Raw genomic sequence first — 24,907 nt, forward strand, 5'->3', positions numbered from 1 at the left:
GGGACTACTTGGCGAGGGCGACCTGGGTCCGCGGGATGGCCGCGCCGCGGAAGCGCTCGCGCACGATCGTCCTGAGCACCCGCCAGCCGTCGCGGACGGCGTGCAGGTTGCTCTCGCCGTGGATGCGGCTGCGCTCGTGGCTCGGTACCTCGGCGATGAGCAGGCCGGCCTGGGCCGCGCGGACGTTCATGAGCGTCTCGATCTCGAAACCGTCGCAGTCGAGGCCCATCGCGTCCAGGTGCCGCGCCCAGAAGGCGTTGTAGCCGTAGCACAGGTCGGTGTAGCGGGTGCCGTACAGCCAGTTGGTGAGCCCCGTCAGCGCCCGGTTGCCGAGCGAGCGCAGCGGGCTGATGTCGTCGGAGCCGCCGCCCGGGGCGTACCGGGAGCCCTTGGCGAAGTCGGCCCCGTCCTCCAGGGCGGCGACGAACGAGAAGATCTCCCGGCCGTCGGTCGAGCCGTCGGCGTCGATCATGACGATGATGTCGCCGGAGGCGGCCGCGAAGCCTTCGATGAGGGCGTTTCCCTTGCCCCGTCCGGTCTGGGCGACCACCCGGAGGTCGGGGCGCAGCCGGCGGGCCACGGCGACGGTGTCGTCGCTGGAGTTTCCGTCGACGAGCACGACCTCGTCGATCCAGGCGGGCAGGGTCGCGAACACGTGTGGCAGGTTGTCGGCCTCGTTCATCGCGGGGACGACGACGGTGACGCTGGCGGTGAATGGCCCCTTGTTCATGCCTAGACGGTGCAACCCGGCGCATGCAAGTCGCTTGACTTCGCCTTGCAGAGATCATGGTAATCCATGCCCCATCAGGGCATGTTCATCATCCTGTGACCTGGTGACACACTCGTGGCGGTGATGTGCGGGGGCCTGGTGAGGCGACCTTGACTTCACCGCCCGAATGTGCGCCTCTAGCGGAGCAGCGGCAGCCGGCCGGTCAGGCGGTCCACGTCCGCGCGCGGCCCGATGATGCTCACGGCGAGGTAGGCCAGCTCCTGCGCCCCGGTGCGGGCCAGCTCCGCGAGGTAGTCGTCGTAGACGTTGGTCCGCTGCGCGATGGCGGCCATGTCCGCGGTCGTCACGCCGGCCGTACCGGCGGCGTCGTCCCGGATCCGGCGGACGATCGCGGACGGCGCGGCCAGCACCGTGCAGCCGGTCCACGGCAGCCCGGCGTGCGCCCCGCCGGAGGCGTCCTCGCCCCCCGAGCCCATGATCGACGGCACCGCCTGGCTGGTGGACGCGGCCAGGCACGCCGCCGCGTTGGCCTGCAGGCCGCGGGGCAGGTCGCGGTCCATCACGATGACCCACTTGACCGGCAGCTCCCTGGTGGGCAGGTCGGGACGGTGGTCGAGGTGCGCGAGCGCGGTCATGAAGGCTCCCTTCTCCGAACTTATGGAGGGAGTTTCACAGCATGACCGCTGAGACGACAAAGCGATTAGGCTCTTTCCGAAGGAAGTTCGGAAACTCGTCAGGGAGCGCGTCCATGGACGAACTTGATACGGCCATCCTCGCCGAGCTCCAGCGCGACGGCCGCCAGACCAACCGCGAGCTGGCCGAGCGCATCGGCATCGCCGCCTCGACCTGCCTGGAACGCGTGCGCTCGCTGCGCGCCAACGGGGTGATCGAGGGCTTCCACGCCGAGGTCAACCTGGCCGCGATCGGCCGCCCGGTCCAGGCGCTGATCAACGTACGGCTCCACCCGAAGATCCGGGAGGCGGTCGAGGGGTTCCGCGAGTACATCACGGCGCTGCCCGAGACGCTCGCGATCTTCGTGGTGTCGGGCGGCGACGACTTCATCATCCAGGTGGCCGTGCGCGACACCGGGCACCTGCGCGACTTCGTCCTCGACCACGTGTCGCGGCACCGCAACATCGCCGACGTGCGCACCTCGCTCGTCTACGACCACATCCGCAGGACGTCCCTGGAGGTGCTGGAGCCGGAGAGCCCGAGCCGCCCCCGCACGGGCCGCAAGCCCCGCTGAGCACCCTGAGCTCAGGAGGGATCAGACCAGGGCCTCGTCCGCGCGGGCCAGGATCTCCTCCACCGTCTCGGCCGGGCTCTGTCGGGAGGTGTCCAGCCACAGGCCGATCCGCGGCGTCTCGTTCCGCAGGGCGCCGTCAAGGTCGGCGACCGTCCACGCGCCGTAGCCGGTCTTGGCGCGCTCCCGCTCACGCCGCACCACCGCGGCCGGGTCCGGCGCGAGCACGACCACCCGCAGCGGCCGGGCCGTGATCAGCGACACGAGAAGCGCCAAGTCCTCGCCCAGCACCACGTCCTGCACGACCGGCGTGAACCCTTCCCCGGCGTACAGGTCGGCCGCCGCGGCCGCGAGCCGGTACCTCAGCCGGAGCTGGCGCGTCGCCTCACCGGCGTCGCCGGGCGCCATGTCGGCCCGGCCGTTGACGATCATGCGGCGGAACAGGTCGCCGCGGACGTGCACGGAGCGGGGCAGCCGCTCTGCCAGCGCCTGCGCGACCGTCGACTTGCCCGCGGCCATGATCCCGGTGACGAGTACGACGCCCTTCACGAACCCGCTCCTTCCCCTGCCGGCACCTTCGGCACCACGCCGGCGACGTCGTCGCCGAGCACCAGGCGACCAGCCGCATTCCGATCATTAGTATGGCGGCCGTGGGCATCGAGGGCGGGCCGTGGGAGAGCCTGCTCAGGGCGCCCCTGCGGATCCCGCTGTCGTCCACGCCCTGGCGCTCGGCCGCGTACCTGGTGAGCGGGTTCCTGGTCATCGCGGTCTGGCTGCCGGGCGCGCTCGTGCTCCTGGTCGCCGGAGGGCTCACCTGGCCGATCCGTGTGGGCGTGCCCGTGCTGAGGCTGCTGCCCCGGTGGGCGGTGGCGCTCGGCCGGGCCGAACGGGCCCGGCTGCGGCTGGTGGACGACCGCCCCGCGCCCTCGCCGCACGACCGCCCCGCGCCTTCGCCGCACGGCCGGTCCGTGACGAGCACCCGGGCGCTGCCGGCGGAGGCCGCGACCTGGAGGGAGGCCGGGCACGGCCTGTTGCTGTGCCTGCTCGGGCCGCTCAACGCGGTGTTCGTGGTGGTGCTCGCCCTGGGGGTCGGGGGGCCGCTGCTGGCGCCCGTGTGGGGCTGGTTGCCCGGCTCGGCCTCGGTGAACCCGTCCTGGCAGAAGGTGATCTCCGATCCGGCGCTGGCGTGGGGAGCCGCCGCGGTAGGGCTGCTGCTCGGCGTGGTCGCCGCCTACCTGCTGTCGGGGGCGGCCGCGGCCGAGGGGGCGCTGGCCCGCACGCTGCTGACCAAGCCGGCGGACGAGGAGCTGGAGCTGCGGCTGATCGAGGTCGACCGATCGCGGGCCAGACTCGCGGACGCGTTCGACGACGAGCGGCGGCGGCTCGAACGCGACCTGCACGACGGCACCCAGCAGCGGCTCACCGGGCTGATCATGACGTTGGGGCTGGCCCGGATGGAGCTGTCGGGGCAGCGGGCGGAGGTCGGCCGGCTCGTCGACCGCGCCTATGACGAGGCCCGTGACACGCTGGTGGAGCTGCAGGCGCTGGTACGCGGCATCCATCCGGCCATCCTCACCGACCGCGGGCTGCCCGGGGCGCTGAGCGAGGCGGCCAGGCGGTGCCCGGTGCCGGTGACCGTACGTGTGGAGGGCATGGACGAGCGGCCACCCGCCCCGGTCGAGTCCGCCGTCTACTTCGCCGGGTGCGAGGCGCTGACCAACCTGGCCAAGCACAGCGGTGCGGGCGGCGCGGAGCTGCTGCTGCGCGGCGCGCCCCGCCAGGTCTTCCTGCAGGTTCGCGACGACGGCGTGGGCGGGGCCGACATCGGGGGCGGCACCGGCCTGACCGGGCTGGCCGACCGGGTGGCCGCGGTCGGCGGCACGGTCAGCCTGTCGAGCCCGGAAGGCGAGGGGACCACCGTACGCGTGGAGGTTTCGTGGACGTCGTGATCGCGGACGACTCGGTGCTGCTGCGGGAGGGGCTGCGGCACATCCTGGAGCGGTTCGGGCACCGGGTGGTCGCCTCGGTCGGCGACGCCGGCGAGCTGCTGACGGCGGTGGACGCGCGGCTGCCCGACGTCGCCGTCGTGGACGTGCGGATGCCTCCGGGCTTCCGCGACGAGGGGCTGCGGGCGGCGCTGCGCATCAGGACCGAGCACCCGGAGGTGGCGGTGCTGGTGTTGTCGCAGTACGTCGAGCGGTCCTACGCGTTGGAACTGCTGGAGTCCGGTTCGGGGCGAGGCGTCGGCTACCTGCTGAAGAACCGCGTCGGCGAGATCGAGGACTTCCTCGACGCGGTCGGCAGGGTGGCCGCCGGCGGCACCGCCATCGACCCGGAGGTCGTGGTCAGGCTGCTGGAGGACCGCCGTGACCGCGAGGGCCTCGATCGCCTCACCCCGCGCGAACGAGACGTACTGGCGTTGATGGCCGAAGGCAAGTCCAACGGCGCGATCGCCAGGGTGCTCGTGGTCAGTGAGGCGGCGGTGCTCAAGCACGTGGGCAACATCTTCGCCAAGCTGCTGCTCCAACCCAGTGACGAGGAGCACCGCCGGGTCGCGGCGGTGCTCCGCTACCTGCGCGACGGCGAGCGGGGACGCCCCTAGGTACGGACGTCAGGCCGACTCCGACACCGAGGTGACGCGGCGCAGCATCAGCCCCGTCGGTACGAGCGCCGACACCAGCACCACCAGCACGCACGCCCCGGCCACCAGCCCCACCTCCTTCCACGGGAAGGCTGCGGGCGCCTCCAGGCCGAGCCCGCCGAGCGCTCCGCGCAGCCCCAGCACCGAGACTCCGGTCACCGCCAGGCCGAGCACGACGCCGGTGGCCGCCACGCACAGCGCCTCCCACAGCGCCATGCGCAGCACCTGCGCCCCGCGCGCCCCCAGGAAGAGCAGCCGGGCGAACTCCGCCCCGCGCGCCCCGAACGACAGGGCCGAGGTGTTGGCCACGGCGACGAGCGTGTACGCCACGGCGAACCCGGCCAGGGCGATCGTGCCGATGCGCATGCCCTCCTGCCGGGCGCCGGCCATGACCGCCATGATCTTCTGGGTGGCCTCCACCCGGAGCGTGGGGTGACGCTCGCCGATGCCGGTCCGGACGGCGTCGATCCGAGCCTGGGTCACCGGCTGTCCCGACTCCAGGGTCACGTGGACCGCGGTCCGGCGCGCGCCGCCTGCGAGCAGGTCGCGGGACACCAGCACCCCGCCGCCCAGCGGGGAGCCGTCGAACACCGCCACCAGTCGGGGCCGGGTCCGCCTGCCGTCGGGCAGCCGCAGCTCCACCCCCTGGCCCAGCTTCCACCCGAACGTCGCGGCCTGCCTCCTGTCGGCCGCGACCGCCCCGGACCGCAGCGCGCCCAGGTCGCCCTCCACCCGCGCGAGGTGGATCACCCGCGACACGCCGTCCGGATCGACCCCCATCGCGTTCACCGTCCGGACTGTCCGGTTGGCGAACACCTCCACGTCGGCCGACACGACGGGCACCGCCGCCGCCACGCCGGCCAGGTCACGCAGCGAACCGGCCGCCTCGACCGCCCCCGGTCCGGACACCACCAGGTGCGACCGCCACGCCTGGCGGGCGTCCGCGGCCATCGCCTCGCCGAGCAGCGTCGTGCCGCCGAGCAGCGATCCGGCCAGCCCCACCGTGACGAGAACGGGGGCGGCTGTGGCGGCCGTGCGGCGGGTCGCCAGCCGTACGTTCTCGCGGGCCAGCTCGCCCGTCGCGGACGTCCAGCGCACCAGCGGTGTGGCCACCAGCGCGCCGGCCCAGGCCGCGAACGCCGGTGACAGCAGCGCGAAACCGAGCACCAGCGGCATCGACACGAACATCGTCAGCGGCATCCGGCCGTCCGGCGGAGCGATCGGCACCAGCGCCGGCATGCCGCCGCCGCAGGCCAGCGCCGCCAGGCCGCCCAGCCGGCGTCCCCTGCCGATCGGCTGGTCGGCCAGCGAGGCAGCGCGCATCGCCTCAAGGGGACGGACGGACGCGGCCCTGCGCGCCGAGGCGACCGTGGCGACCAGGCCGACGGTCACGCCCGCCGCGAAGCAGCCCGCCAGCGCCCCGCCGGACAGGGACGGCTCGAACGCCTCCGGCAGCAGTCCCCGCCCCCGCAGCACCCATGCCATCACCGACATGAACACCGGCGCCAGCAGCACGCCCAGCGTGGAAGCCACCACCGCGGCGAGCATCGCCTCGGCCGTCACCATGCCTCTGACCTGGTGGGGGGTGGCGCCGATGGTGCGCAGGGCGGCCAGCTCCCCGCGGCGCTGGGCGACGACGAACGCGAACGTCCCGGCCACCACGAAGACCGTGACGAACACGCCGATCACGGCCAGCATGACGAGCAGCGCACCCGACTCCGCGACCGCCCGCCGTACGTCCTCCGGAGTGTGCGGGGGCAAGGCAGCTCCGGAGGCGAGCGTCGAGGTGGCGGCGCCGGCGAAGGCGACGCCGAGGACCAGCGCCACCACGGCGCCGGCGAAACCGGAGACCCGGCTGCGCAGCGTCAGCCAGGCGACCACGATCAGGGTGCGCCCGCGGACGCCCCGCTCGACGGGCAGGTCCGGGATGGCCGTGACGGCGGGTGCGGCGTTCACGCCGTCTCCAGTTCGGCCAGGCGCGCGGCGATCGAGCGCGAGTCCGGGGAGCGCAGCTCGTCCACCAGCGCGCCGTCGGACAGGAAGAGCACCCGGTCGGCGTGCGAGGCGGCGAACGGGTCGTGCGTCACCATCACCACGGTGTCGCCGCGCTCGTCCACGAGCCGCCGCAGCAGCGACAGCACCTCCCGGCCCGAGCGGCTGTCGAGCGCGCCGGTCGGCTCGTCCGCGAAGATCACTTCAGGCTGGGCGGCGACGGCCCGCGCGATCGCCACGCGCTGCTGCTGGCCGCCCGACAGCTCGGCGGGACGGTGGTGCATGCGCTCGCCCAGTCCGACCAGCGTGAGGACCTCCCGGATCCACTCCTCGGGCGGGCGCCTGCCCGACAGCCGGATCGGCAGCGCCACGTTCTGCGCTGCGGTGAGCGAGGCGATGAGGTTGAACGACTGGAAGACGAAACCCAGGCGGTCGCGGCGCAGCTCGGTGCGTTGCCGCTCGCTCAGCGTGCTCAGATCCACGCCGCCGACGAGCACCCGGCCGCCGGTCGGCCGGTCCAGCCCCGCCGTGCACTGCAGCAGCGTGGACTTGCCGGAGCCCGACGGGCCCATGACCGCGGTGAAGGAGCGGGCGGGGAACGTGGTGCTGACCTCGCGCAGCGCGGCCACCTCGTGGGGCGCGCCGCCGTACGTGCGGGTCAGCCCGATCAGGCGCACGGCATCCGAGGTGGCGGTGCGCTCGGAGGGGGTCGCTGTCCGTCTCATGCCGCCAGTCAGTCTCATGCCGCCAGTCAAGCGAGGGCGGCTCCGGAGAACACGGGCGGCGACGAGAGGCTTGGAGGTGGTGCGCACACTACCGATCGCGCTGATCCGGCCCCACGGGGGCCGCCGGCACCTTCAGCACCACGATGGCGACGTCGTCGCTGAGCACGCCCGACTGGTAGGCGGACACCTCCTGGAGGAGCCGGTCCGCGATGGTCGCGGCGCTCTCGTCCCGGGCCTCCAGCAGCACCCGCTCCATCCGGTCCTCGCCGAACAGCTCGCTGTCGCGCCGGCCCTCGATCACGCCGTCGGTGAAGAACACGACGCTCTCGCCGGGACGCACCTCCACGGTGACGTCGCTGAGCCGCAGCCGGCGCAGCATGCCGAGCAACGTCCCCGGCCGGCCCACCTGGGACGCGCCGGCACCGGTGAGGTGGACCGGCTGCGGGTGGCCGCCCAGGCTCAGCGTGAGCAGGCAGCCGCCGTCGGGCGCGAGCGACACCTGGGCGTAGGCGACCGTGACGAAGCGGTCGGTCCGCTCCCTGACCACCGCGTGGTGCAGCGACGCCAGGATGGCCGACGGGGTGGGCTCGCGGGCGGGCGCGGCGCGCAGGGTGTAGCGGGCCAGGCTGGTGACCACCGCCGCCTCCGCGCCCTTGCCCGACACGTCCCCGATGACCAGGGCCCAGCCGTCGCGGGTCTCGTACATGTCGTAGAAGTCGCCGCCCACCTCGTCGCCGAGGCCGGCGGGCCGGTAGACGCCCGCCAGGTCGAGGCCGTCGACGCGGGGCAGGCTGGGCGGTATGAAGCTGGCCTGCAGGATGCCCGCGAGCTCACGGGCCTCCTTCTCCGAGTGCTCGGCCCGTTGCCGGGCGAGCAGCAGCTCCCGCTCGTAGCTGCGCCTGTCGGTGGCGGCGAAGACGCAGATCCAGATCTCCCGCGGGCCGCCGGGATCGCCCTTCATGACGGCGTTGAGCAGGACGGGCAGCCGGTCGCCGGCCGCGCGGCGGAAGTCGACGGCGATCTCGCGGGCGGAGGACTGGAGGGCGAGCAGCGGGGCGAAGTGCGTCTCGTAGAAGATCCGGTCGCCCACGGGCAGCAGGTCCTGGACACGGGCCCGGCCGGCCAGGTCCTCGGCGCGGTGCCCGGTCATGGCGAGGAAGGTCCGGTTGGCCCGGCGGATGGCGCCGTCGGCGTCCGTCACGAGGAAGCCGCACGGCGCGTCCTCGAACAGCTCCTCGAAGCCGCTCGTCAGGTCCACGGAGGCCCCGGCGCCCGCGTCACAGGAACGCCTTGATCGCCGCGATCGTCTCCTCGGGGGCGCTGAGGTTCGGGCAGTGGCCGGTGGCGCGCATCAGCACCAGCTCGCTGCCGGGGAGGGCCGCGTGAACGTACCGGCCGACGGCCTCGGGGGCGATCACGTCGTTCGCGCACTGCAGGACGAGCGCGCGCGTGCGGCACTTGTCCAGGTCGGCGCGGTTGTCCGACAGGAACGTCACCCGGGCGAAGCGCTGGGCGATGTCCGGGTCGGTGCGGCAGAAGCTGTTGGCGAGCTCCTCGCCGAGCTCCGGCCGCTCCGGGTTGCCCATGATGACCGGCGCCATCTGGCTGGACCAGCCGAGGTAGTTGCTGTCGAGCGACTCCAGCAGCTCCTCGATGTCCTGGGCGCTGAAGCCGCCGACGTAGCCGTCGTCGTCGATGTAGCGGGGCGAGGGGCCGACGAGCACGAGGTCGGCGAAGCGGTCCGGCTCGGCGTTGGCGGCCAGCACGCCGATGAGGGAGCTCACGGAGTGGCCCACGAAGCTCACCTCGGTCAGGTCCAGCTCGTGGCAGATGTCGAGGACGTCCTGCGCGTAGCCGTGGAGGCTGGAGTAACGCTCCGGGCTGTAGGCCGACAGGTCGGAGCGTCCGGCGCCGACGTAGTCGAAGAGCACGACCTTGTACGCGTCCTCGAAGGCGGGAGCGACGAGGCGCCACATGTTCTGGTCGCAGCCGAAGCCGTGGGCGAACACCAGCGGCTTGCCGTCGGGGCGGCCCGAGACCTTGACGTGGTTGCGTACCAGCACGCTCATGATTCCCGAGCATAGGCCATCAAAATCGCTCAAAACTCGTCAGGTGATGGCAAAGGGCGCGATCGGGACGCGCCCGATGGGCATCTCCACGACGTGGATCTCGCGATTCTCCCGCTCGCCGTCACGATGATGATGGGGCCTCAGATCATGTCGGCCATCATCCTGGCGACCACCGAGCGACCCGTGCGGGCGTCGCTGGCGTTCCTCGCGGGAGTGGCCCTCGCCGCGACGATCGGCGTGGCGATCCTGCGCGGCGTGTTCCTGCTGCTCGGCGGTGGCGGACGGCTCGGACACCCCTCCGACCACGGGGCGCTGGGCACGATCATCCAGATCGCGCTGGTCCTCCTGCTGGTCGCCCTCGCGGTCAAGAACTACGTGACCCGGGCGGGCGCCGAGCCGCCGAAATGGCTGGGCGCGCTCATGGAGGCCGGGCCGGGCAAGGCGTTCACGACCGGATTCCTGCTGATCCTGCTGATGCCCTCGGACCTCATGGTGATGGCCACCGTGGGCGCCCGGCTGGCGCAGTCCCACGAGAGCCTGGGGGCGGCCGTGCCGTTCCTCGCGGCCACGGTGCTGATCGCCGCGCTGCCCCTCCTGGCGCTGCTGATCTTCCACCGGCGGGCGAAGAAGGTCATGCCCCAGGTACGGACGTGGGCGAACACGCACGGCTGGCTCATCAACATCCTGGCCTGCCTGATCTTCGTCGTGCTCATCCTCGCGTGAGCCCCGCGCGTCAGCTCCAGGTGGCCCGCTTGAGCACGCTCGGCAGCCCGTACGTGTTCCAGGCGTCCACCACCAGGATCCTGGACTTCGGCAGGAACCACTCGCGCTGGTCCCACTTGGACGTGACCCGCCCGGTGTCGTTCGTCACGCACGTGTTCGGCCAGACGGTGTACTGCGCCTTGTGGCCGGGACCCACCTGGCGCAGGCCCCGGTAGGACGCCTTCTCGCCGTGCATCCAGCTCAGCCGCGAGTTGTACGGGCAGGGGATCACGCCGCTGAAGGGGTGGAACTGGGACTTGCCGGTGTAGGTGATGGAACCGCCGCCGACGGGGACGTTCGCGTACGCCTTCGGGCCGAAGATCCAGAAGCTCTCGCAGTCCGGGGCGAACGCCTCCGGCTTCCTGCACAGCAACCCGGTCACCACGACGACCGTGTCGCCCCTGCGGTGCACCTTCCAGTCGGCGGGGATCTTCAGGGTCATCCCCCGGAAGGACAGGGTCCTGGTCTGCTGGGCGGCCGAGTCGGCGTAGGCCGGGGCCGTGGCGAGCATCGAAGTGGCCGATATCAGGGCAAGGACGGCGAAGCGCTTTCTCATGCCGAGCAAGCTACGCATCCCGACTTGTCATCCGCTGGCCACCCGCTTGCACCCGTCTCCCCGCGCCTAACGGATCTCCGGGAGGCCGCGCAACTGCCTGCGCGAGGTGAGCCCGAGCTTGCGGAAGATGTTGCGCAGGTGCGCGTCCACGGTCCGCGGGCTGAGGAACAGCCTGGCCGCGACCTCCTTCGACGTGGCCCCCTCCGCGACCAGCCGGGCGATGTGCACCTCCTGCACGGTCAGCCGGCCGGAGGCCGGCGCCGATCGGCTGCGCGCGTGCTCGCCGGTCGCGCGCAGCTCGCCGGCCGCCCGTTCCGCGAAGGCCTCGGCGCCGGCTCCGGACAGGAGTTCGTGGGCCGTGCGCAGTTCGGCGCGGGCCTCACGGCGGCGTCCCCGCCGCCGCAGCCACTCCCCGTACAGCAGGTGGGCGCGGGCCCGGCAGAGCGCCAGGGGGCTCGGCTCCAGCAGGGAGATCGCCTCCCGGTAGCCCTCCTCGTCCTCGTGGACCAGCGCCCGCGAGTAGGCCTCGACCGCCAGGCCCCAGACGTGCCCGCCCGCCCGGGTCCGCTCGCGCAACGTCGCCAGCGCCGAACGCGCCCTCTCCACCTCGCCGCACCGCACGGCCGCCTCGATCAGCTCGGGCAGCGCCAGCCCGGCCAGCCCGAGGTCACCGTGCGCGACGGCCCGGTCGGCGGCCTTCATCGCCGTCGCGTAGTCGGCCAGGCCGTTGTTGAGCACGGCGGTCGCCCACTGCACGCTGAGCGTCATGTGCGGGCCCACCCCGGCGAACAGCTCGGCCGCCTCCTCCCGGCGGCCCCGCAGCGCGGTCAGGTGGATACGCGGGTAGACCAGCGGGGCCGCGCCGGTCGCCTCGGCGATCGCCTCCTCCTCGGAGATCATCTCCATGGCGGCGCCGAGGTCTCCGGCGTGCACGGTGGCGGTGGCCAGCATGGCCAGCCCGATGGGCAACATGTGAAAGGAGCCGGCCTCGCGGCCGGCCGCGGCGACGCGGGTGGCCATGCCGTGCAGCGCGTCGAAGTCCCACAGCTCGACAGCGATCATGAAGCCGAGCGAGGGTCGCCTGATCCACACGTCGTCACCGGTGTCCCGCACGACGGGACGCAGGACGTCCGCGGCGGCCGTGATGCCTTCGGTGGCCAGCGTGACGAGGCCGTCCAGCACCACGTCGGAGCTGGAGGGTGCCCGCGGAGCGGCCGGCGCCTGCCGCGCGGCGGCGATCACGTCGTCGAAGCCGCCGGCGAAGACGCCGATCTCGATCGCGTCGAGATAGCAGGCACGCGACCAGGCCGGGTCGGTGGCGGCCAGGCGTCGCGCGGCACGCAGCAGGTAGTCGGCCGGCCGGTCGCCGCCCCGCTCGCGTACGAAGGAGAGCCGGCCGCGCAGCAGGTCGACGCGGGGATCGCCGGGATCCAGGGTCGAGAGCAGCTCGGCCGCCACGTCGAACGCGCCGACCGACAGCTTGGCCTCGGCGGCGGCCAGCACCCGTCGGACGCGGAGATCCGGATCGAGGGTGAGCGCCGCGGCGCGTTCGAGGAACGCGGCGGCGGCGGCCACCCCTCCCCGAGCCTGGGCACGCGTGGCGGAGCGGGCCAGCTCGGCGGCGACCTCCTCGTCGGGCCCGGCGCTGGCCTGCGCGCGGTGCCAGGCCACCCGGTCGGGGTCGGCCACCGGGTCGCTCACCGCCGCCAGCGCCGCGTGCGCCCGCCGCCGCTCCTCGGCCGAGGCGGTCCGGTAGACCGCCGACCGGGCCAGCGGGTGGCTGAAGCGGATCCGGGTGCCGAACTCGACCAGCGCGGCGGCCTCGGCCGCGGCCTCGTCGTCCACGCCCAGCAGCGACGCCGCCCGCCACAGCGACCCCGGGTCGCCCACCGGGTCGGCGGCGGCGAGCGTCAACAGCAGTCTGGCCCCCGGCGGCACCATCTCCAGCCGGGCGCGGAAGCTCTGCTCGACGACGCCGGCCGGCGGCAGGTCGAAGCCGCCGGCCATGCCGGCCAGGCCCGCGGTCCTGGGCAGCTCCAGCAGGGCCAGCGGGTTGCCGCGGGCCTCGGCCAGGATCCGGTCACGCACCCGTTCGTCCAGCGGAGCCCGGATGGCGCCGAGCAGCAGAGCACGCGCGTCGGCCTCACCGAGCGGGCCCAGGGGCAAACCGGGCAGCCCGGCCAGTTCCGGCAGGACGCCGGGCCCGACCGGCTCGCGCACGGCGAACACCATGGCCACGCGTTCCGCGCTCACCCTTCTGGCCACGAAGACCAGCGCCTGCGCCGAGGCATGGTCCAGCCACTGCGCGTCGTCGATGACGCACAGCAGCGGCCCGTCCCGCTCCACCAGGAGCCCCAGAGTCGCCACGCCCACCAGGAACGGGTCAGGGGTGCCCACGTCCAGGCCGAAGGCGACCTCCAGGGCCCTGCGGTGCGGCGCGGGCAAGGCCGTCACGTGTCCGAGCACCGGCGCGCACAGCTGGTGCAGCGCCGCGAACGGCAGCTCCATCTCGAACTCGGCGCCGGACGCCCGCATGACCTGGAAGCCCTCGGCGGCCCCCGCCACATGCCGCAACAGGGCGCTCTTGCCGATGCCGGGCTCGCCGCGCAGCACCAGCGCGCCGCCACGGCCCCGCCTGGCCGCCGCGAGCAGCCCCTCCAGCCGCGCGACCTCCTGCTCCCGACCCGTCAACATATGTCCACAGCATGCCGCAGGTAGGTGAAAACCACCGACGCGAACGAACCCGGCCCGCTGCGACCTTGGTCGCGTGAAGCGCATGCCCTTGGTGGTCCTGGCCACGGCCCAGTTCCTCGTGGTGCTGAGCACCTCGATCGTGAACGTCGCCCTCCCGGCGATCCGCACCGGCCTGGGGCTGTCCGCGGCCGGGCTGTCCTGGGTGATCAACGCGTACGTGCTGGTCTTCGGCGCGCTGCTGCTTCTGGGCGGGCGCGCCGGCGACGTGTACGGACTGCGCCGCGTCTTCCTGATCGGCGCCGGCCTGTTCGCGATCGCCTCGCTGGCCGCGGCGCTCGCCCCGGGTGACGTGGCTCTGATCGCGGCCAGGGCGCTGCAGGGGCTGGGCGCCGCGCTGCTGGCCCCGACCGCGCTGGGGCTGGTCCTGACGCTGTACCCGGGCGGCAGGGCGCTCGGGGTGTGGGGCGCGGTCTCCGGCGCCGGCGGTGCGGCGGGCGTGCTGCTGGGCGGCCTGCTCACGGACCTGTACGGGTGGCGCTCGGTGTTCGCCGTGCTGGTCCCCTTCGCGCTGGCCGCCCTGCTCGCCACCTGGCGCCTGGTCGAGCCGACCCCGCCCCGCGGCGGACGACTGGACGTGCCCGGCGCGCTCACCGTGACCGGCGGCCTGGTCGCGCTCACCTACGGCCTGACGAGCTCCTGGCCGGCGGCACTCGTGGGGACGGCGTTGCTGGCGGCGTTCGCGGTGCTGCAACGCCGCTCCCGTGACCCGCTCCTCCCGCCCCGGATGGCCCGCGTGGCGCTGCCCAACACGTTGATGGCGATGCTGGGCGCGGTCTGGCTGGGGTTGTTCTACTTCCTGCCCCTCTACCAGCAGCGCACCCTCGGGTACACGCCGATGGAGGCCGGGCTCACCCAGCTTCCCCTCGCGCTGACGATCACCATCGCGTCGTGGGCGACGGCCAGGCTGCGCGGCCGCGCCGTCCTGCCCGCCGGGCTGCTCCTGCTGGCCGCCGGCCTCGCCTGGCTGGCCCGCACGCCCGCCCACGGCACCTTCCTCGCCGACGTGCTCGGCCCGACGCTCCTGATCGGCGCGGGCCTGGGCGTGGCCTTCGTGCGGATCACCACGCTGTCGTCCGCCGGGGTGCCGGCCGAGGACAGCGGGCTGGCCGGGGGCCTGGTCAACGCCGCCCGGCAGGTCGGGGGCGCCGTCGGTCTGTCCGCCCTGACCCTTCTCCCGACGTACGGCGGAGCCTTCCTGGCCTGCGCCGTCCTCACCCTCCTCATGATCGGAAAGGCGACACTGTCATGAAAGAACTGGCCAAGCCGTACATCAGCGATCACTTCGCGCCGGTCACCGACGAGATCACGGCACACGAGCTGACCGTGCGCGGCAGCCTGCCTCCGGAGCTGAACGGCCGCTACTTCCGCAACGGGCACAACCCCAAGCCCGGCGTCACGCCGAGTCATTGGTTCCGCGGCGAGGGCATGCTCCACGGCGTGCGCCTGGCCGGCGGGCGCGCCGAGTGGTACCGCAACCGCTGGGTCAGGACCCCGTACCTGGACGGCGTGCCGTTCACCGGGACCGAGCTGGACGTCAGCGCGGCGGCGACCAACATCATCTTCCACGGCGGCCGCTACCTCGCCCTGCAGGAGGCCAACCTGCCCTGGGAGGTCACCGGCGAACTGGAGACCGTCGGCGTCCACGACTTCGGCGGCAAGCTGACCAGCGCGATGACCGCCCACCCGAAGGAGGACCCGGTCACCGGTGAGCTGCACTTCTTCTCCTACAGCCCGTTCCCGCCCTACCTGACCCACCTCGTCGCCGACGCCACCGGCGAGATCGTCCGGTCGCAGGTCGTGGACGGCGCCGGGCCGTCGCTGATGCACGACTTCGCGATCACCCGTGAGCACGCCGTCTTCATCAACTCCCCGGTGGTCTTCGACCATGCCGAGCACTCCGGCATCCCGTACCGCTGGCACGACGACGTGCCCTTCCGCATCGCCGTCATGCCGCGGACCGGCCCGGCGAAGGCCGCGTGGTTCGAGATCGACGACCAGGCGGCGATCCTGCACGTCACCAACTCCTACGTGGACCAGCACGGCCGGGTGGTCCTGGAAGGCCCCCGCTTCGACCGCGCCGCGTGGGAGACCTCCTGGAAGTGGTGGGTCGGCGCGCCGGGGTACGGCTCCTCCTTCGACGCCGGCTCCACCTTGCACCGCTGGATCCTCGACCCGGCCACCGGCAAGGCCACCGACGAGGCGCTGGACGACCTGACCACCGAGTTCCCCACCATCAACGACGCCCACACCGCCTCGGCCAACCGCTACAGCTACGCCATCGCCTTCCCCGGCGCCGGGCTGAGCGGCTACCACACCGCCAAGTTCGACACCACCACCGGAGAGCGGCAGCTCTTCTCGCACGGCGAGGGCCGCCTTCCCGGTGAGGCCGTCTTCGTCCCGGCCGCCGGCGGCACGCGTGAGGACGACGGCTACCTGCTCACCATCGTCAGCGACCTCCGGGCCGACGCCTCCCAGCTGCTGGTCCTGGACGCCGCCGACCTGACCGGCGCCCCCGTCGCCACCGTCGAGCTGCCGCGGCGCGTCCCGGCCGGCATCCACGGGCACTGGATCGAGGACCACAAGTGATCACCACCATCGACGACACGGCTCCCGTCGTCGTCCGGCTCGACATCGACATCGACGCCCCGCTCCAGAAGGTCTGGAACCTCCACACCGACGTGAACTCCTGGACCACCTGGCAGCCCGACATCACCGCCGCGTCGGCCGACGGGCCGCTCCTCCCGGGATCGGTCTTCCGCTGGAGCACGTTCGGCCTGGACATCGTCTCCACCGTCCACGCCGTCGAGCCCGGCTCGCGCACCCTGTGGGGCGGCCCCGCCCACGGCATCACCGGCGTCCACCAGTGGACCTTCGCCCAGCACGGCCCTCGTACGCGGGTGCGGACCGAGGAGTCGTGGGACGGCGAGCCGATCCTGGCCGACCCGGACGGCATGCGACAGGCCCTGGAGGCGTCGCTGACCTCGTGGCTGGGCCACCTGAAGAGGGCCGCCGAGAGCTGAGGCCTCCGGAAACGACGAAGGGCTTGATCCGCTGAGCGGACCAAGCCCTTCGACTGGCTGTCGGGGTGGCGGGATTTGAACCCACGACCTCTTCGTCCCGAACGAAGCGCGCTGCCAAGCTGCGCTACACCCCGGTGCACGCCGTCTTGCGCGTGCTTGGGAAAGTCTAGCGGACTTCGCGGGTGCTTGTGACGCCCTCGCTGCCGGACCTTCCGCAGGGGCCGGGTCAGCGGCGGGGGACGAGGGTCAGCAGCGTCGCCTCCGGGAAGCAGGCGAAGCGCACCGGGGCGTACGGCGAGGTGCCCAGGCCGGCCGAGACGTGCAGCCAGGCCGAGTCGTGCCGGCTCAGGCCCTTGACCCGGGCCCGGTCGATGCCGCAGTTGGTGACCAGCGCGCCGTAGAAGGGGACGCAGAGCTGCCCGCCGTGCGTGTGGCCCGCCAGCAGGAGCTGGTAGCCGTCGGCGGCGAAACGCGTCATGTTGCGCGGCTCCGGCGAGTGCATGACGCCGAGCCGCAGATCGGCGTCCGCCGGCGCCGGGCCCGCCACCCGGTCGTAGCGGTCGAGGTCGATGTGGGAGTCGTGGATGCCCGCCACCGCCACGTCGAGGTCGCCGACCTTGATCCGGGCCGTGGTGTTGTTCATGTCGAGCCAGCCCTCGGCGGCCATGCCGGCGCCCAGCTCCTCCCACGGCAGCGACGGCACGTGCTGGCGGCGGTCGTTCTTGGACGTGCGCCACAGGTAGCGGGCCGGGTTCTTGGGCTTGGGCGCGTACAGGTCGTTGGAGCCGTACACGAACAGGCCCGGGCGCGACAGCAGCGGCTCCAGGGCGTACAGCAGCGACGGGACGGCGTCGGGGTGGGCGATCGAGTCGCCGGTGTTGACGACCAGATCGGGCTCCAGCGCCCCGAGCGAGCGCACCCACGTGATGAGCATGTCGCGGCGCGGCGTCAGGTGGAGGTCGGACAGGTGGAGAACCCGCACCGGCCGCCGGCCGCGCTCCAGGACCGGCACGTCGAAGCGGCGCAGCCGGAACCAGTTGCGCTCGACGACGGAGGCGTAACCCAGCCCGGCCAGGCCGAGACCGAGCATGGACAGGGGTACTGCGACGGCTTTCCTCACGTACTCATGATGCCCGACAACGGGCACGTGCCGTCCGGCCAGACGGCAAGATGGACGTCATGAGCGCATTGAAGGACAAGCTGAAGGCCGATCTCACGGCCTCGTTGAAGGCCCGGGACGAGGTACGTCTCCGGACGGTTCGGATGGCACTGGCCGCGGTGAACGTCGAGGAGGTCGCCGGCAAGGAGGCCAGGGACCTCTCCGACGACGAGGTCGTCAAGGTGCTGACCAAGGAGGCCAAGAAGCGGCGCGAGGCGGCCGAGGCGTTCCGCGGCGCCGGCCGGGCCGAGCAGGCCGACGCCGAGCTGGCCGAGATGGCGGTGCTGGAGGAGTACCTGCCGGCGCAGCTCAGCGACGAGGAGCTGCGGGCCCTCGTCGACGAGGCCGTCGCGGAGACGGGCGCGGCCGGGCCCCAGGCGATGGGTCAGGTCATGAAGGCGGTCAACCCGAAGGTCGCCGGGCGCGCCGAGGGCGGCCGGGTCGCCGCCGCGGTCCGCGCGCGCCTGGCCCAGTAGGCGGGCCGGAGCCCCAGGTCGCCAGGGAGCCGGCAGGCGGGCCGGGGGCGCCAGGTCCCCCAGGAAGCCGGCGGGCGGGCCCAGGAGGGCCCGTGGCGGGCATGCGAGAGGCCTCCGCCCAGGGGGACGGAGGCCTCCGGCTGGATCAGCCTGGGGGCGGGCTCAGCGGCCGCGCCTCATCTGGTCCTCGGTGATGACCTGCGGCGTCTGCCGGGTGTCGGTCGCGCCGTTGTCGCCGCCGCGGCCACGCCGGCGGCCGTTGCCCGGATCGCCCTGGTCCTGGTCGCGGTTGTCGAACTGGTCACGGAACTGGTCGAAGGGGTCGGCCGGCCCCTCGTCCTCCTGCTTCTTCTTCGGCTTGGGCGCGCAGTTGTCGCCGCAGCCGCCGAAGCGCTCGTGGTTGACCGGGGTGAACTCGGCCGCCTCGACGCCCTTGAGCGCCCCCAGCATGGCCTGCTTCCAGATGCGGCCGGAGATCGTGGCGCCGTACACGTACGAGTAGGGACGCCCGCCGATCGTGACGCCGATCAGCTTGTGCTTGAACGCGCCGCGCAGGTCGCCGAGGCTGACCGCGCTGGCCAGGTTCGGCGTGTAGCCGGCGAACCAGGCGGCGGTGTAGTCGTCGGTGGTGCCGGTCTTGCCGGCGGCGTCGCGGCCGATGCCGCCGACCTCCGTCATGGTGCCCTTGGTGAAGACGCCCGACAGGATGCCGCTGACGGCGTCGGCGACCTCGGGGTCCATGACCTTCGAGCACTTGGGCTTGAACTGCTTGCTCTTGCCGTACCGGTCCTTGATCTCGGTGATGGCGAGCGGCTTGCAGTACTGGCCGCGGGAGGCGAAGACGGCGTAGCTGTTGGCCACGGTGACGGGGTCGACCTCGTTGATGCCGAGCGTGAACGTCTCGTACTCGCCGAGCTTGCCGCCGTCGGCGCGCTTGAGGCCGAGCCGCTTGGCCAGGTCGACCACCTTGCACAGGCCGACCCGCTCCTCCAGCTTCATGAAGAACGTGTTGACCGAGCCCCACGTGCCGGTCTGCAGGGTCTTGAAGCCGCCGCCGCCCTCGCTGGAGTTGCGCACCTCGTGCTTCGGGTCGCCGACCCGGTTGCCCTTGCAGTCGCGGAACGCGCCGTAGCTGGGCGCGGAGTAGCCGGCCGGGGACGGGAAGCCGTCGCCGTACTTGTAGCCCTCCTCCAGCGCCGTGGCCAGGGTGTACGCCTTGGCGGTCGAGCCCTGCTGGAACCCGACGCCGCCGCCGTGCTTGGCGTCGGCGACGATGTTGTAGCTGACCTCGTTCTTCTTCTTGTTGCCGCCGAACTTGCGCGAGGCGGCCATGGCCCTGATCTCGCCCGTGCCCGGCACGATCATCGCCTGTGAGGCCGCGGGCTTGTCCTTGGTGCTGACGTACTCCTTGATCGCCTTCTCGGACGCCGCCTGCATCTTCGGGCTGATCGTGGTCTTGATCTCCAGGCCGCCGCGCTGGAGCAGCTTCAGGCGCTCCTGCGGGGTCTTGCCGAAGGCGTCGTTGTTGAGGATCTCGTTCTGCACGTACATGCAGAAGTACGGGTACTTGCTCGCCTCGCAGCCGCCCGGCGCCGCGATGCCCTTGTAGCCGAGCTTCTTCTTCTTGGCGTCGGCCGCCTCCTGCGGAGTGATCTTGCCGTACTTGGCCATCTGGTCGAGGACCGTGTTGCGCCGGTCGAGCAGCAGCTTCTGGGCCTTCTTGCCGACGCTCGGGTCGGTGCGGGCCGGGTTCTGCACGGCGCCGGCCAGGGTGGCGGCCTGGACGAGGTTGAGCTCGGAGGCGGGCTTGTCGAAGAACCTCCTGGCGGCGGCCTGGATGCCGTGGGCGCCCGCGCCGAAGTAGGCGATGTTGAGGTACTTCTCCAGGATCTGGTTCTTGGAGTACTTCTTCTCCATCGCCATCGCGTAACGCAGCTCGTTGAGCTTGCGCGAGACGGTCGGGGCGATGGCCGCCTGCTGCTCCTCGGGCGTCTCGGCCGCGTTGACCAGCACCTGCTTGACGTACTGCTGGGTGATCGACGAGCCGCCCTGGGTGACGCCGCCGGTCGTCATGTTCTTGACCAGTGCGCGCGCCGTGCCCTCGACGTCGATCGGGCCGTGCTGGTAGAAGCGGTAGTCCTCGATCGCGATCAACGCCGTCTGCATGATCGGCGCGACCTTGTCCAGGGTCACCGACTGGCGGTTCTCGTAGTAGAACTGCGCGAACTGCTTGCCGTCGGCGTCGCGCAGGATCGTGCGCTCGGGAAGCGGAGGCTCTTCGAGGTTCTCCGGCTTGAGGTTGATCTCCTTCATCGCCGTGTTCGCGGTGATTCCCGCCCCGCCGACGGCGGGCAGCGCGATCGCGGCCGTCAGCACGCCGGCCGCCGCGCCGGCGGCGATCAGGCGCACGATGTTCACGAACGGTGAGGAACGATCTTTACCCTGAGCTTGCACAGCACCCAGGGTACGTCGAAAGGGTGACCTTATCGGTAACTCGATCACATTTCGCCTTGACTGACGGGGGTGACTAGTCATTCCCGGTCAACGGAGCGGCGAGAAATTGGTCCTCTGGGGTCTGTCGGCCCGAACGTCTAGTTGCGTACGTTCTCCTCTGCGGCAACTGAATACGGAGGCTCGGCGCCCGCGCCCGTCGGCCCCAAATGACGACTGACCACCTAAGGGGAGTGGGGTCGAAAAATGTGGATCACGGATTGGACCTCCCGTGCCGCCTGTCGTGGTGCGGACCCGGACGCGCTGTTCGTCCAGGGAGCCGCACAGAACAGGGCTAAGCTGATCTGCCGAGGATGCCCGGTCCGTACCGAATGCCTCGCCGATGCGCTGGACAACCGCATCGAGTTCGGGGTGTGGGGCGGTATGACGGAACGGGAACGCCGGGCCCTGCTCCGGCGGCGGCCTGACGTGGACTCGTGGCGCGAGCTGCTCGAGTCCGCCAAGGAAGAGTACGAGCGCACCAATGAGCTGATCGCGGGCTGAGCTGCCCGGAGTACGGCCGGCGTCGGACGCCGGCCGTACTCATGCGCTCGCCAGGAGCTCTCCGATCTGGCGCAGACCCGCGAGATCGTGGACGTCCTCCGACATGGCGCGAACCTGGACGACCGGCACCGTGGGATGCGCGGAGACGAAGTGCTCCTGCTCCCGGTGCTCGCGGGCCACGAGTTGCATCCTGCCGGTGTGCAGCCGCAGTACGGCGGCGGTCAGCTCGTGCTCGCCACGCGACTCCAGGTCCTCGGCCGCGGCGGCGCTGCGGGCGGCGGACAGGCCGTTCGCGGGCGCGTCGTGGACGCGGTTCACCACCAGGCCGGCGAGGGGCATGCGCTCCTCGGCGAGCCGCTCGACGAAGTACGACGCCTCGCGCATCGCGTCCCGCTCGGGCGCGGCCACGACGACGAACGCGGTGCCCGGCGCCTGCAGGAGCTTGTACGTCAGCTCCGCGCGCTGCCGGAAGCCGCCGAAGACGGCGTCGAGGGCCGAGACGAACGTCTGCAGGTCCTTGAGCACCTGTGCGCCGAGCAGCTTGGTCATGGCGCCCGCGACGAGCCCGAACCCGGCGTTGAGCAGCTTGAACGCGCTGCGCCCACCGGCCTTGGCCGGGGCGGTCAGCAGCCGGATGAACCTGCCGTCGAGGAACCTGCCGAGCCGTTCCGGCGCGTCCAGGAAGTCGAGCGCGGAGCGGGACGGCGGCGTGTCCACCACGATCAGGTCCCACTCGTCGGAGCGGCGGAGCTGGCCGAGCTTCTCCATCGCCATGTACTCCTGCGTGCCGGAGAAGCTGGACGACAGCGACTGGTAGAAGGGGTTGGACAGGATCTGCCGGGCGCGCTCGGGGTCGGCGTGCGCCTCGATGATCTCGTCGAACGTCCGCTTCATGTCGAGCATCATGGCGTAGAGCTGGCCGCCGCCCTCGTGCCGGCTGACCAGCCGGGGCGTGTTGTCGAGCTCGGTGAGCCCCATCGACTGCGCGAGCCGCCTGGCCGGGTCGACGGTGAGCACGACCGCGCACCGGCCGCGCTCGGCCGCGCGCAGCCCCAGGGCGGCCGCCGTGGTGGTCTTGCCCACGCCCCCGGCCCCGCAGCAGACGATGATCCGGGTGCCCGGGTCGTCGATGATCGCGTCGATGTCGAGGGGGACGGGCCTGGCCGCGGACCTCTTCGCGTCCTTCACGCTGCTCCTTGGGTGCGGATGCTCTCTGCCAGCTCGTACAGGCCGGCCAGGTCGACGCCGTCGGCGAGCAGCGGCAGCTCGTAGCGCGGCAGCGCCGCCTCGGACAGCGCCTCGCGCTCCTCGTGTTCGAGCACGGCGCGGTGGGCGTACTCGACGACCTCGCCGGCCAGCGCCTCGGCCACCGCGTCGGCGTCGGCGCCGTCGGCGAGCCCGGCCGCCTTGAGGCCCAGCGCCAGCTCCGTGACGTCGAATCCGCCCTTGACAGCCTTGTCAAGGGCGGTGCGGGGGAGCTGGGACTCCCGCACCATGTTGATGAAGACGCCACCGGCCGGCAGGCCCGCCTCGCGCAGTTCGGCGATGCCGTCGAGCGTCTCCTGCACCGGCATCTCCTCCAGCAGCGTGACGAAGTGGACCGCCGTCTCCGGGGACTTCACGACGCCGCTGACCAGGTCGGAGTGGTTCTTGATCGGGCCGACCCTGGCCAGGCCGGCGACCTCCTGGGTGACGTTGAGGAAGCGGGTGATGCGGCCCGTGGGCGGGGCGTCCAGCACGACCGCGTCGTACACGCGCTTGCCGTTCTTGCCGCGCCTGCGCACCGCCTCGGTGGTCTTGCCGGTGACGAGCACGTCGCGAAAGCCGGGGGCGACCGTGGTGGCGAAGTCGACGACGCCCATCTTGGTCAGCGCGCGACCGGCCCGGCGCATGCCGTAGAACATCTCCAGGTAGTCGAGCATGGCCTCCTCGGGATCGACGGACAGCGCGTAGACGTCGCCGCCCGACGGGGCCACGGCGATCTTGCGCTCCTCGTACGGGAGGGGCGGCAGATCGAAGATCTGCGCGATGCCCTGGCGGCCCTCGACCTCGACCAGCAGCACCTTGCGGCCACCGGCGGCGAGCGCGAGGGCGAGGGCGGCGGCCACCGTCGTCTTGCCGGTTCCGCCCTTGCCGGTGACGACGTGCAGGCGCACGCCGTCCCAATCGGTGTCCCGAGACTCCACGTTTTGAGGCTACCGAACGGTCACTTGCGGCCAGCCGACGCCTGCCCTTTGAGATTGCTCACATTAGTGTGGCCCCCATGAAGAAATGGGAGTATCTCACCGCCCCGGTGCTGATCCACAACACCAAGATGATCCTCGACAACTTCGGCGCCGACGGCTGGGAGCTGGTCCAGATCCTGCAGGGCGCCTCGCCGGAGCAGCTCGTCGCCTACTTCAAGAGGGAGAAGCAGTGACCCCGGAGCAGAGACTCGCCGAGCTCGGTCTGACGTTGCCCGAGGTCGTTCCGCCGCTGGCCGCGTACGTGCCGGCCATGCGCACGGGCGACCTCGTCTACACCTCCGGCCAGGTGCCCATGGTCGAGGGCAAGCTGCCGCTCGTGGGCAAGGTCGGCGCGGAGCTGACCGTGGACGAGGGCAGGGAGATGGCGCGGATCTGCGCGCTCAACGCCCTCGCCGCGCTCAAGTCGGAGGTGGGCGACCTGGGGAGGATCGTCCGGATCGTCAAGGCCGTCGTGTTCGTGGCGAGCGACCCGGGCTTCACCGGGCAGCCGCAGGTGGCCAACGGCGCGAGCGAGCTGCTGGCCGAGGTGCTGGGCGAGGCGGGGCGGCACGCGCGCAGCGCGGTCGGGGTGGCTTCGCTGCCCCTGGACGCGCCGGTCGAGGTGGAGCTGATCGCCGAGGTCTCCTGAGGCAAAAACCCCGGATCCGGATATGTCACGATGACCGAGTGGTGTTCTGAAGGAGGTCATGTGACAGGTCTTCCGCTTCCGGGCGATCTGGCCGCGCGTGCCAGGGACGTCCTGTCCGGCCGCGTCACGCCGGAGCCGCCGCGCGACTCCGCCACCGTGGTCGTCCTGCGCGAAGGGCCGGGCGGGCTTGAGGTCTACCTGCTGCGGCGGAAGTCGACCATGGCCTTCGCGGCGGGCGCGCACGTCTTCCCCGGCGGCGGCGTCGACCCGCGCGACACCGACCAGGCCGTCGCCTGGGCCGGCCCGTCCACCGAGGAGTGGGGGCGGCTGCTCGGCGCGGACGAGCGGGTCGCGCGGGGACTGGTGTGCGCGGCCGTACGGGAGACCTTCGAGGAGTGCGGCGTGCTCCTCGCCGGCCCCGACGAGCGGTCGGTTGTCGCCGACACCACCGGCGACGACTGGGAGGCCGACCGGCTCGCCCTCATCGACCGCGGCCTCGCCTTCGCCGACTTCCTGTCCCGGCGCGGGCTCGTGCTCCGCTCCGACCTGCTCAAGCCGTGGGCCCACTGGATCACCCCGGAGATCGAGCCGCGGCGCTTCGACACCAGGTTCTTCGTCGCCGTGCTCCCCGAGGGGCAGCGCGCCCGCGACGTGAGTGGCGAGGCCGACCACGCCACCTGGCGGCGCCCGGCCGAGGCCCTCGACCAGGCCCGCGCGGGGGAGATCTTCCTGATGCCGCCGACGTACCGCACGCTGACCGAGCTGGCGGAGCACGACGGCGTGGACGGCGTGGACGGCGTGCTGGCCGCCCCGCGCGAGATCGTCACGATCATGCCGCGCGTCGTGGAGGTCGGCGGCGAGCTGCGGCTGGTGGTCGCGTGAGCCGGTCGCGGTCGTCGCGCTGCCTGAGCG

25 protein-coding genes and 1 tRNA gene are annotated in these 24,907 nt (G+C 72.3%); 12 read left to right on the forward strand and 14 right to left on the reverse strand.

Annotated elements, in window-relative coordinates; genetic code table 11:
• Positions 1-4: 4 nt before the first annotated feature.
• Positions 5-730, reverse strand: coding sequence for a glycosyltransferase family 2 protein (locus tag HTZ77_RS19280; RefSeq protein ID WP_175591007.1), 726 nt, complete (start codon positions 728-730; stop codon positions 5-7).
• A gap of 176 nt (positions 731-906) precedes the next feature.
• Positions 907-1,365 (reverse strand): DUF2000 domain-containing protein, encoded by a 459-nt coding sequence (locus tag HTZ77_RS19285; protein WP_175591008.1) that lies wholly within the window; start codon positions 1,363-1,365, stop codon positions 907-909.
• Between the two features lie 113 nt (positions 1,366-1,478).
• On the opposite strand from HTZ77_RS19285, the gene HTZ77_RS19290 reads away from it, so the two are divergent.
• Positions 1,479-1,976, forward strand: coding sequence for an Lrp/AsnC family transcriptional regulator (locus HTZ77_RS19290; protein WP_175591009.1), 498 nt, complete (start codon positions 1,479-1,481; stop codon positions 1,974-1,976).
• 21 nt (positions 1,977-1,997) lie between these two features.
• Here the strand turns inward: HTZ77_RS19290 and HTZ77_RS19295 are convergent, their stop codons facing one another.
• Positions 1,998-2,522, reverse strand: a complete 525-nt coding sequence (locus HTZ77_RS19295) for an AAA family ATPase (RefSeq protein WP_175591010.1) — start codon at positions 2,520-2,522, stop codon at positions 1,998-2,000.
• A gap of 101 nt (positions 2,523-2,623) precedes the next feature.
• Here HTZ77_RS19295 and HTZ77_RS19300 point away from each other — a divergent pair, with 101 nt between their 5' ends.
• Both HTZ77_RS19300 and HTZ77_RS19305 read left to right on the forward strand, forming a co-directional pair.
• Positions 2,624-3,922, forward strand: a complete 1,299-nt coding sequence (locus HTZ77_RS19300; RefSeq protein ID WP_175591011.1) for a sensor histidine kinase — start codon at positions 2,624-2,626, stop codon at positions 3,920-3,922.
• Entirely contained in the window at positions 3,910-4,575 is a 666-nt protein-coding gene (locus HTZ77_RS19305; RefSeq protein WP_328808654.1) for a response regulator transcription factor, read from the forward strand. Before HTZ77_RS19300 ends, HTZ77_RS19305 begins: the two co-directional genes overlap by 13 nt.
• 9 nt (positions 4,576-4,584) lie before the next feature.
• Here the strand turns inward: HTZ77_RS19305 and HTZ77_RS19310 are convergent, their stop codons facing one another.
• The 4 genes from HTZ77_RS19310 to HTZ77_RS19325 form a co-directional block, all read right to left on the reverse strand.
• Positions 4,585-6,570 carry an ABC transporter permease gene (locus tag HTZ77_RS19310; RefSeq protein WP_175591012.1) on the reverse strand — a complete coding sequence of 662 codons (1,986 nt, stop codon included), beginning with the start codon at positions 6,568-6,570 and terminating at the stop codon, positions 4,585-4,587.
• A complete protein-coding gene (locus tag HTZ77_RS19315; RefSeq protein ID WP_175591013.1) occupies positions 6,567-7,331 on the reverse strand; it encodes an ABC transporter ATP-binding protein in 765 nt (254 codons plus the stop codon). The genes HTZ77_RS19310 and HTZ77_RS19315 overlap by 4 nt, the downstream gene beginning before the upstream one ends.
• Before the next feature lie 88 nt (positions 7,332-7,419).
• Positions 7,420-8,589: a PP2C family protein-serine/threonine phosphatase gene (locus HTZ77_RS19320; protein ID WP_175591014.1), complete on the reverse strand. Its 1,170-nt coding sequence runs from the start codon at positions 8,587-8,589 to the stop codon at positions 7,420-7,422.
• Between the two features lie 19 nt (positions 8,590-8,608).
• Positions 8,609-9,400, reverse strand: a complete 792-nt coding sequence (locus HTZ77_RS19325) for an alpha/beta fold hydrolase (RefSeq protein WP_175591015.1) — start codon at positions 9,398-9,400, stop codon at positions 8,609-8,611.
• Positions 9,401-9,493: 93 nt separating this feature from the next.
• Between HTZ77_RS19325 and HTZ77_RS19330 the strand changes: the two genes are divergently transcribed.
• On the forward strand, positions 9,494-10,123 hold the full coding sequence (locus tag HTZ77_RS19330; protein ID WP_175591016.1) for a GAP family protein: 630 nt from the start codon (positions 9,494-9,496) through the stop codon (positions 10,121-10,123).
• 10 nt (positions 10,124-10,133) lie between these two features.
• On the opposite strand, the gene HTZ77_RS19335 is transcribed toward HTZ77_RS19330, so the two are convergent.
• Entirely contained in the window at positions 10,134-10,718 is a 585-nt protein-coding gene (locus tag HTZ77_RS19335) for a hypothetical protein (RefSeq protein ID WP_175591017.1), read from the reverse strand.
• A 66-nt stretch (positions 10,719-10,784) separates the two neighbouring features.
• Positions 10,785-13,412 (reverse strand): helix-turn-helix transcriptional regulator, encoded by a 2,628-nt coding sequence (locus HTZ77_RS19340; RefSeq protein ID WP_175591018.1) that lies wholly within the window; start codon positions 13,410-13,412, stop codon positions 10,785-10,787.
• A gap of 82 nt (positions 13,413-13,494) precedes the next feature.
• On the opposite strand from HTZ77_RS19340, the gene HTZ77_RS19345 reads away from it, so the two are divergent.
• Genes HTZ77_RS19345 through HTZ77_RS19355 form a run of 3 tightly spaced genes read left to right on the forward strand, consistent with a single transcriptional unit; the run spans position 13,495 to position 16,492 of the window.
• Positions 13,495-14,721, forward strand: a complete 1,227-nt coding sequence (locus HTZ77_RS19345) for an MFS transporter (protein WP_175591019.1) — start codon at positions 13,495-13,497, stop codon at positions 14,719-14,721.
• Entirely contained in the window at positions 14,718-16,058 is a 1,341-nt protein-coding gene (locus HTZ77_RS19350) for a carotenoid oxygenase family protein (protein ID WP_175591020.1), read from the forward strand. Before HTZ77_RS19345 ends, HTZ77_RS19350 begins: the two co-directional genes overlap by 4 nt.
• Positions 16,055-16,492, forward strand: coding sequence for an SRPBCC family protein (locus tag HTZ77_RS19355; RefSeq protein WP_175591021.1), 438 nt, complete (start codon positions 16,055-16,057; stop codon positions 16,490-16,492). The genes HTZ77_RS19350 and HTZ77_RS19355 overlap by 4 nt, the downstream gene beginning before the upstream one ends.
• Positions 16,493-16,552: 60 nt before the next feature.
• Here HTZ77_RS19355 and HTZ77_RS19360 read toward each other — a convergent pair.
• Both HTZ77_RS19360 and HTZ77_RS19365 read right to left on the reverse strand, forming a co-directional pair.
• Positions 16,553-16,626, reverse strand: a tRNA-Pro gene (locus HTZ77_RS19360).
• A 92-nt stretch (positions 16,627-16,718) separates the two neighbouring features.
• Positions 16,719-17,582 carry a metallophosphoesterase gene (locus HTZ77_RS19365; protein ID WP_175591317.1) on the reverse strand — a complete coding sequence of 288 codons (864 nt, stop codon included), beginning with the start codon at positions 17,580-17,582 and terminating at the stop codon, positions 16,719-16,721.
• An 89-nt stretch (positions 17,583-17,671) separates the two neighbouring features.
• On the opposite strand from HTZ77_RS19365, the gene HTZ77_RS19370 reads away from it, so the two are divergent.
• Entirely contained in the window at positions 17,672-18,127 is a 456-nt protein-coding gene (locus tag HTZ77_RS19370; RefSeq protein ID WP_175591022.1) for a GatB/YqeY domain-containing protein, read from the forward strand.
• 162 nt (positions 18,128-18,289) lie between these two features.
• On the opposite strand, the gene HTZ77_RS19375 is transcribed toward HTZ77_RS19370, so the two are convergent.
• Complete coding sequence (locus HTZ77_RS19375) at positions 18,290-20,545, reverse strand: transglycosylase domain-containing protein (protein ID WP_328808655.1); 2,256 nt, start codon at positions 20,543-20,545, stop codon at positions 18,290-18,292.
• 279 nt (positions 20,546-20,824) lie between these two features.
• Between HTZ77_RS19375 and HTZ77_RS19380 the strand changes: the two genes are divergently transcribed.
• Positions 20,825-21,121 (forward strand): WhiB family transcriptional regulator, encoded by a 297-nt coding sequence (locus HTZ77_RS19380; protein WP_148036282.1) that lies wholly within the window; start codon positions 20,825-20,827, stop codon positions 21,119-21,121.
• A 39-nt stretch (positions 21,122-21,160) separates the two neighbouring features.
• Here HTZ77_RS19380 and HTZ77_RS19385 read toward each other — a convergent pair whose 3' ends face one another.
• Positions 21,161-22,309, reverse strand: a complete 1,149-nt coding sequence (locus HTZ77_RS19385; RefSeq protein ID WP_175591024.1) for an ArsA family ATPase — start codon at positions 22,307-22,309, stop codon at positions 21,161-21,163.
• Positions 22,306-23,307 carry an ArsA-related P-loop ATPase gene (locus HTZ77_RS19390; protein ID WP_175591025.1) on the reverse strand — a complete coding sequence of 334 codons (1,002 nt, stop codon included), beginning with the start codon at positions 23,305-23,307 and terminating at the stop codon, positions 22,306-22,308. The genes HTZ77_RS19385 and HTZ77_RS19390 overlap by 4 nt, the downstream gene beginning before the upstream one ends.
• A gap of 77 nt (positions 23,308-23,384) precedes the next feature.
• On the opposite strand from HTZ77_RS19390, the gene HTZ77_RS45320 reads away from it, so the two are divergent.
• Genes HTZ77_RS45320 through HTZ77_RS19400 form a run of 3 tightly spaced genes read left to right on the forward strand, consistent with a single transcriptional unit; the run spans position 23,385 to position 24,877 of the window.
• Positions 23,385-23,540, forward strand: a complete 156-nt coding sequence (locus tag HTZ77_RS45320; protein WP_205302867.1) for a hypothetical protein — start codon at positions 23,385-23,387, stop codon at positions 23,538-23,540.
• Positions 23,537-23,995 (forward strand): RidA family protein, encoded by a 459-nt coding sequence (locus tag HTZ77_RS19395; RefSeq protein WP_328808656.1) that lies wholly within the window; start codon positions 23,537-23,539, stop codon positions 23,993-23,995. Before HTZ77_RS45320 ends, HTZ77_RS19395 begins: the two co-directional genes overlap by 4 nt.
• A 60-nt stretch (positions 23,996-24,055) precedes the next feature.
• Positions 24,056-24,877, forward strand: coding sequence for an NUDIX hydrolase (locus tag HTZ77_RS19400; RefSeq protein WP_175591027.1), 822 nt, complete (start codon positions 24,056-24,058; stop codon positions 24,875-24,877).
• Positions 24,878-24,907 lie beyond the last annotated feature (30 nt).

The sequence above is a fragment of the Nonomuraea montanisoli genome (genome assembly GCF_013363975.1).
GTDB lineage: Bacteria > Actinomycetota > Actinomycetes > Streptosporangiales > Streptosporangiaceae > Nonomuraea > Nonomuraea montanisoli.

What these genes read in the sequence shown, in the direction of transcription:
- HTZ77_RS19380 (WP_148036282.1), top strand. Translation starts at nt 20,825, where the DNA reads ATGTGGATCACGGATTGGACCTCCCGTGCCGCCTGTCGTGGTGCGGAC.
- HTZ77_RS19280 (WP_175591007.1), bottom strand. Translation starts at nt 730, where the DNA reads ATGAACAAGGGGCCATTCACCGCCAGCGTCACCGTCGTCGTCCCCGCG.
- HTZ77_RS19340 (WP_175591018.1), bottom strand. Translation starts at nt 13,412, where the DNA reads ATGTTGACGGGTCGGGAGCAGGAGGTCGCGCGGCTGGAGGGGCTGCTC.
- HTZ77_RS19285 (WP_175591008.1), bottom strand. Translation starts at nt 1,365, where the DNA reads ATGACCGCGCTCGCGCACCTCGACCACCGTCCCGACCTGCCCACCAGG.
- HTZ77_RS19315 (WP_175591013.1), bottom strand. Translation starts at nt 7,331, where the DNA reads ATGAGACGGACAGCGACCCCCTCCGAGCGCACCGCCACCTCGGATGCC.
- HTZ77_RS19290 (WP_175591009.1), top strand. Translation starts at nt 1,479, where the DNA reads ATGGACGAACTTGATACGGCCATCCTCGCCGAGCTCCAGCGCGACGGC.
- HTZ77_RS19350 (WP_175591020.1), top strand. Translation starts at nt 14,718, where the DNA reads ATGAAAGAACTGGCCAAGCCGTACATCAGCGATCACTTCGCGCCGGTC.
- HTZ77_RS19325 (WP_175591015.1), bottom strand. Translation starts at nt 9,400, where the DNA reads ATGAGCGTGCTGGTACGCAACCACGTCAAGGTCTCGGGCCGCCCCGAC.
- HTZ77_RS19370 (WP_175591022.1), top strand. Translation starts at nt 17,672, where the DNA reads ATGAGCGCATTGAAGGACAAGCTGAAGGCCGATCTCACGGCCTCGTTG.
- HTZ77_RS45320 (WP_205302867.1), top strand. Translation starts at nt 23,385, where the DNA reads ATGAAGAAATGGGAGTATCTCACCGCCCCGGTGCTGATCCACAACACC.
- HTZ77_RS19335 (WP_175591017.1), bottom strand. Translation starts at nt 10,718, where the DNA reads ATGAGAAAGCGCTTCGCCGTCCTTGCCCTGATATCGGCCACTTCGATG.
- HTZ77_RS19365 (WP_175591317.1), bottom strand. Translation starts at nt 17,582, where the DNA reads ATGCTCGGTCTCGGCCTGGCCGGGCTGGGTTACGCCTCCGTCGTCGAG.
- HTZ77_RS19345 (WP_175591019.1), top strand. Translation starts at nt 13,495, where the DNA reads ATGCCCTTGGTGGTCCTGGCCACGGCCCAGTTCCTCGTGGTGCTGAGC.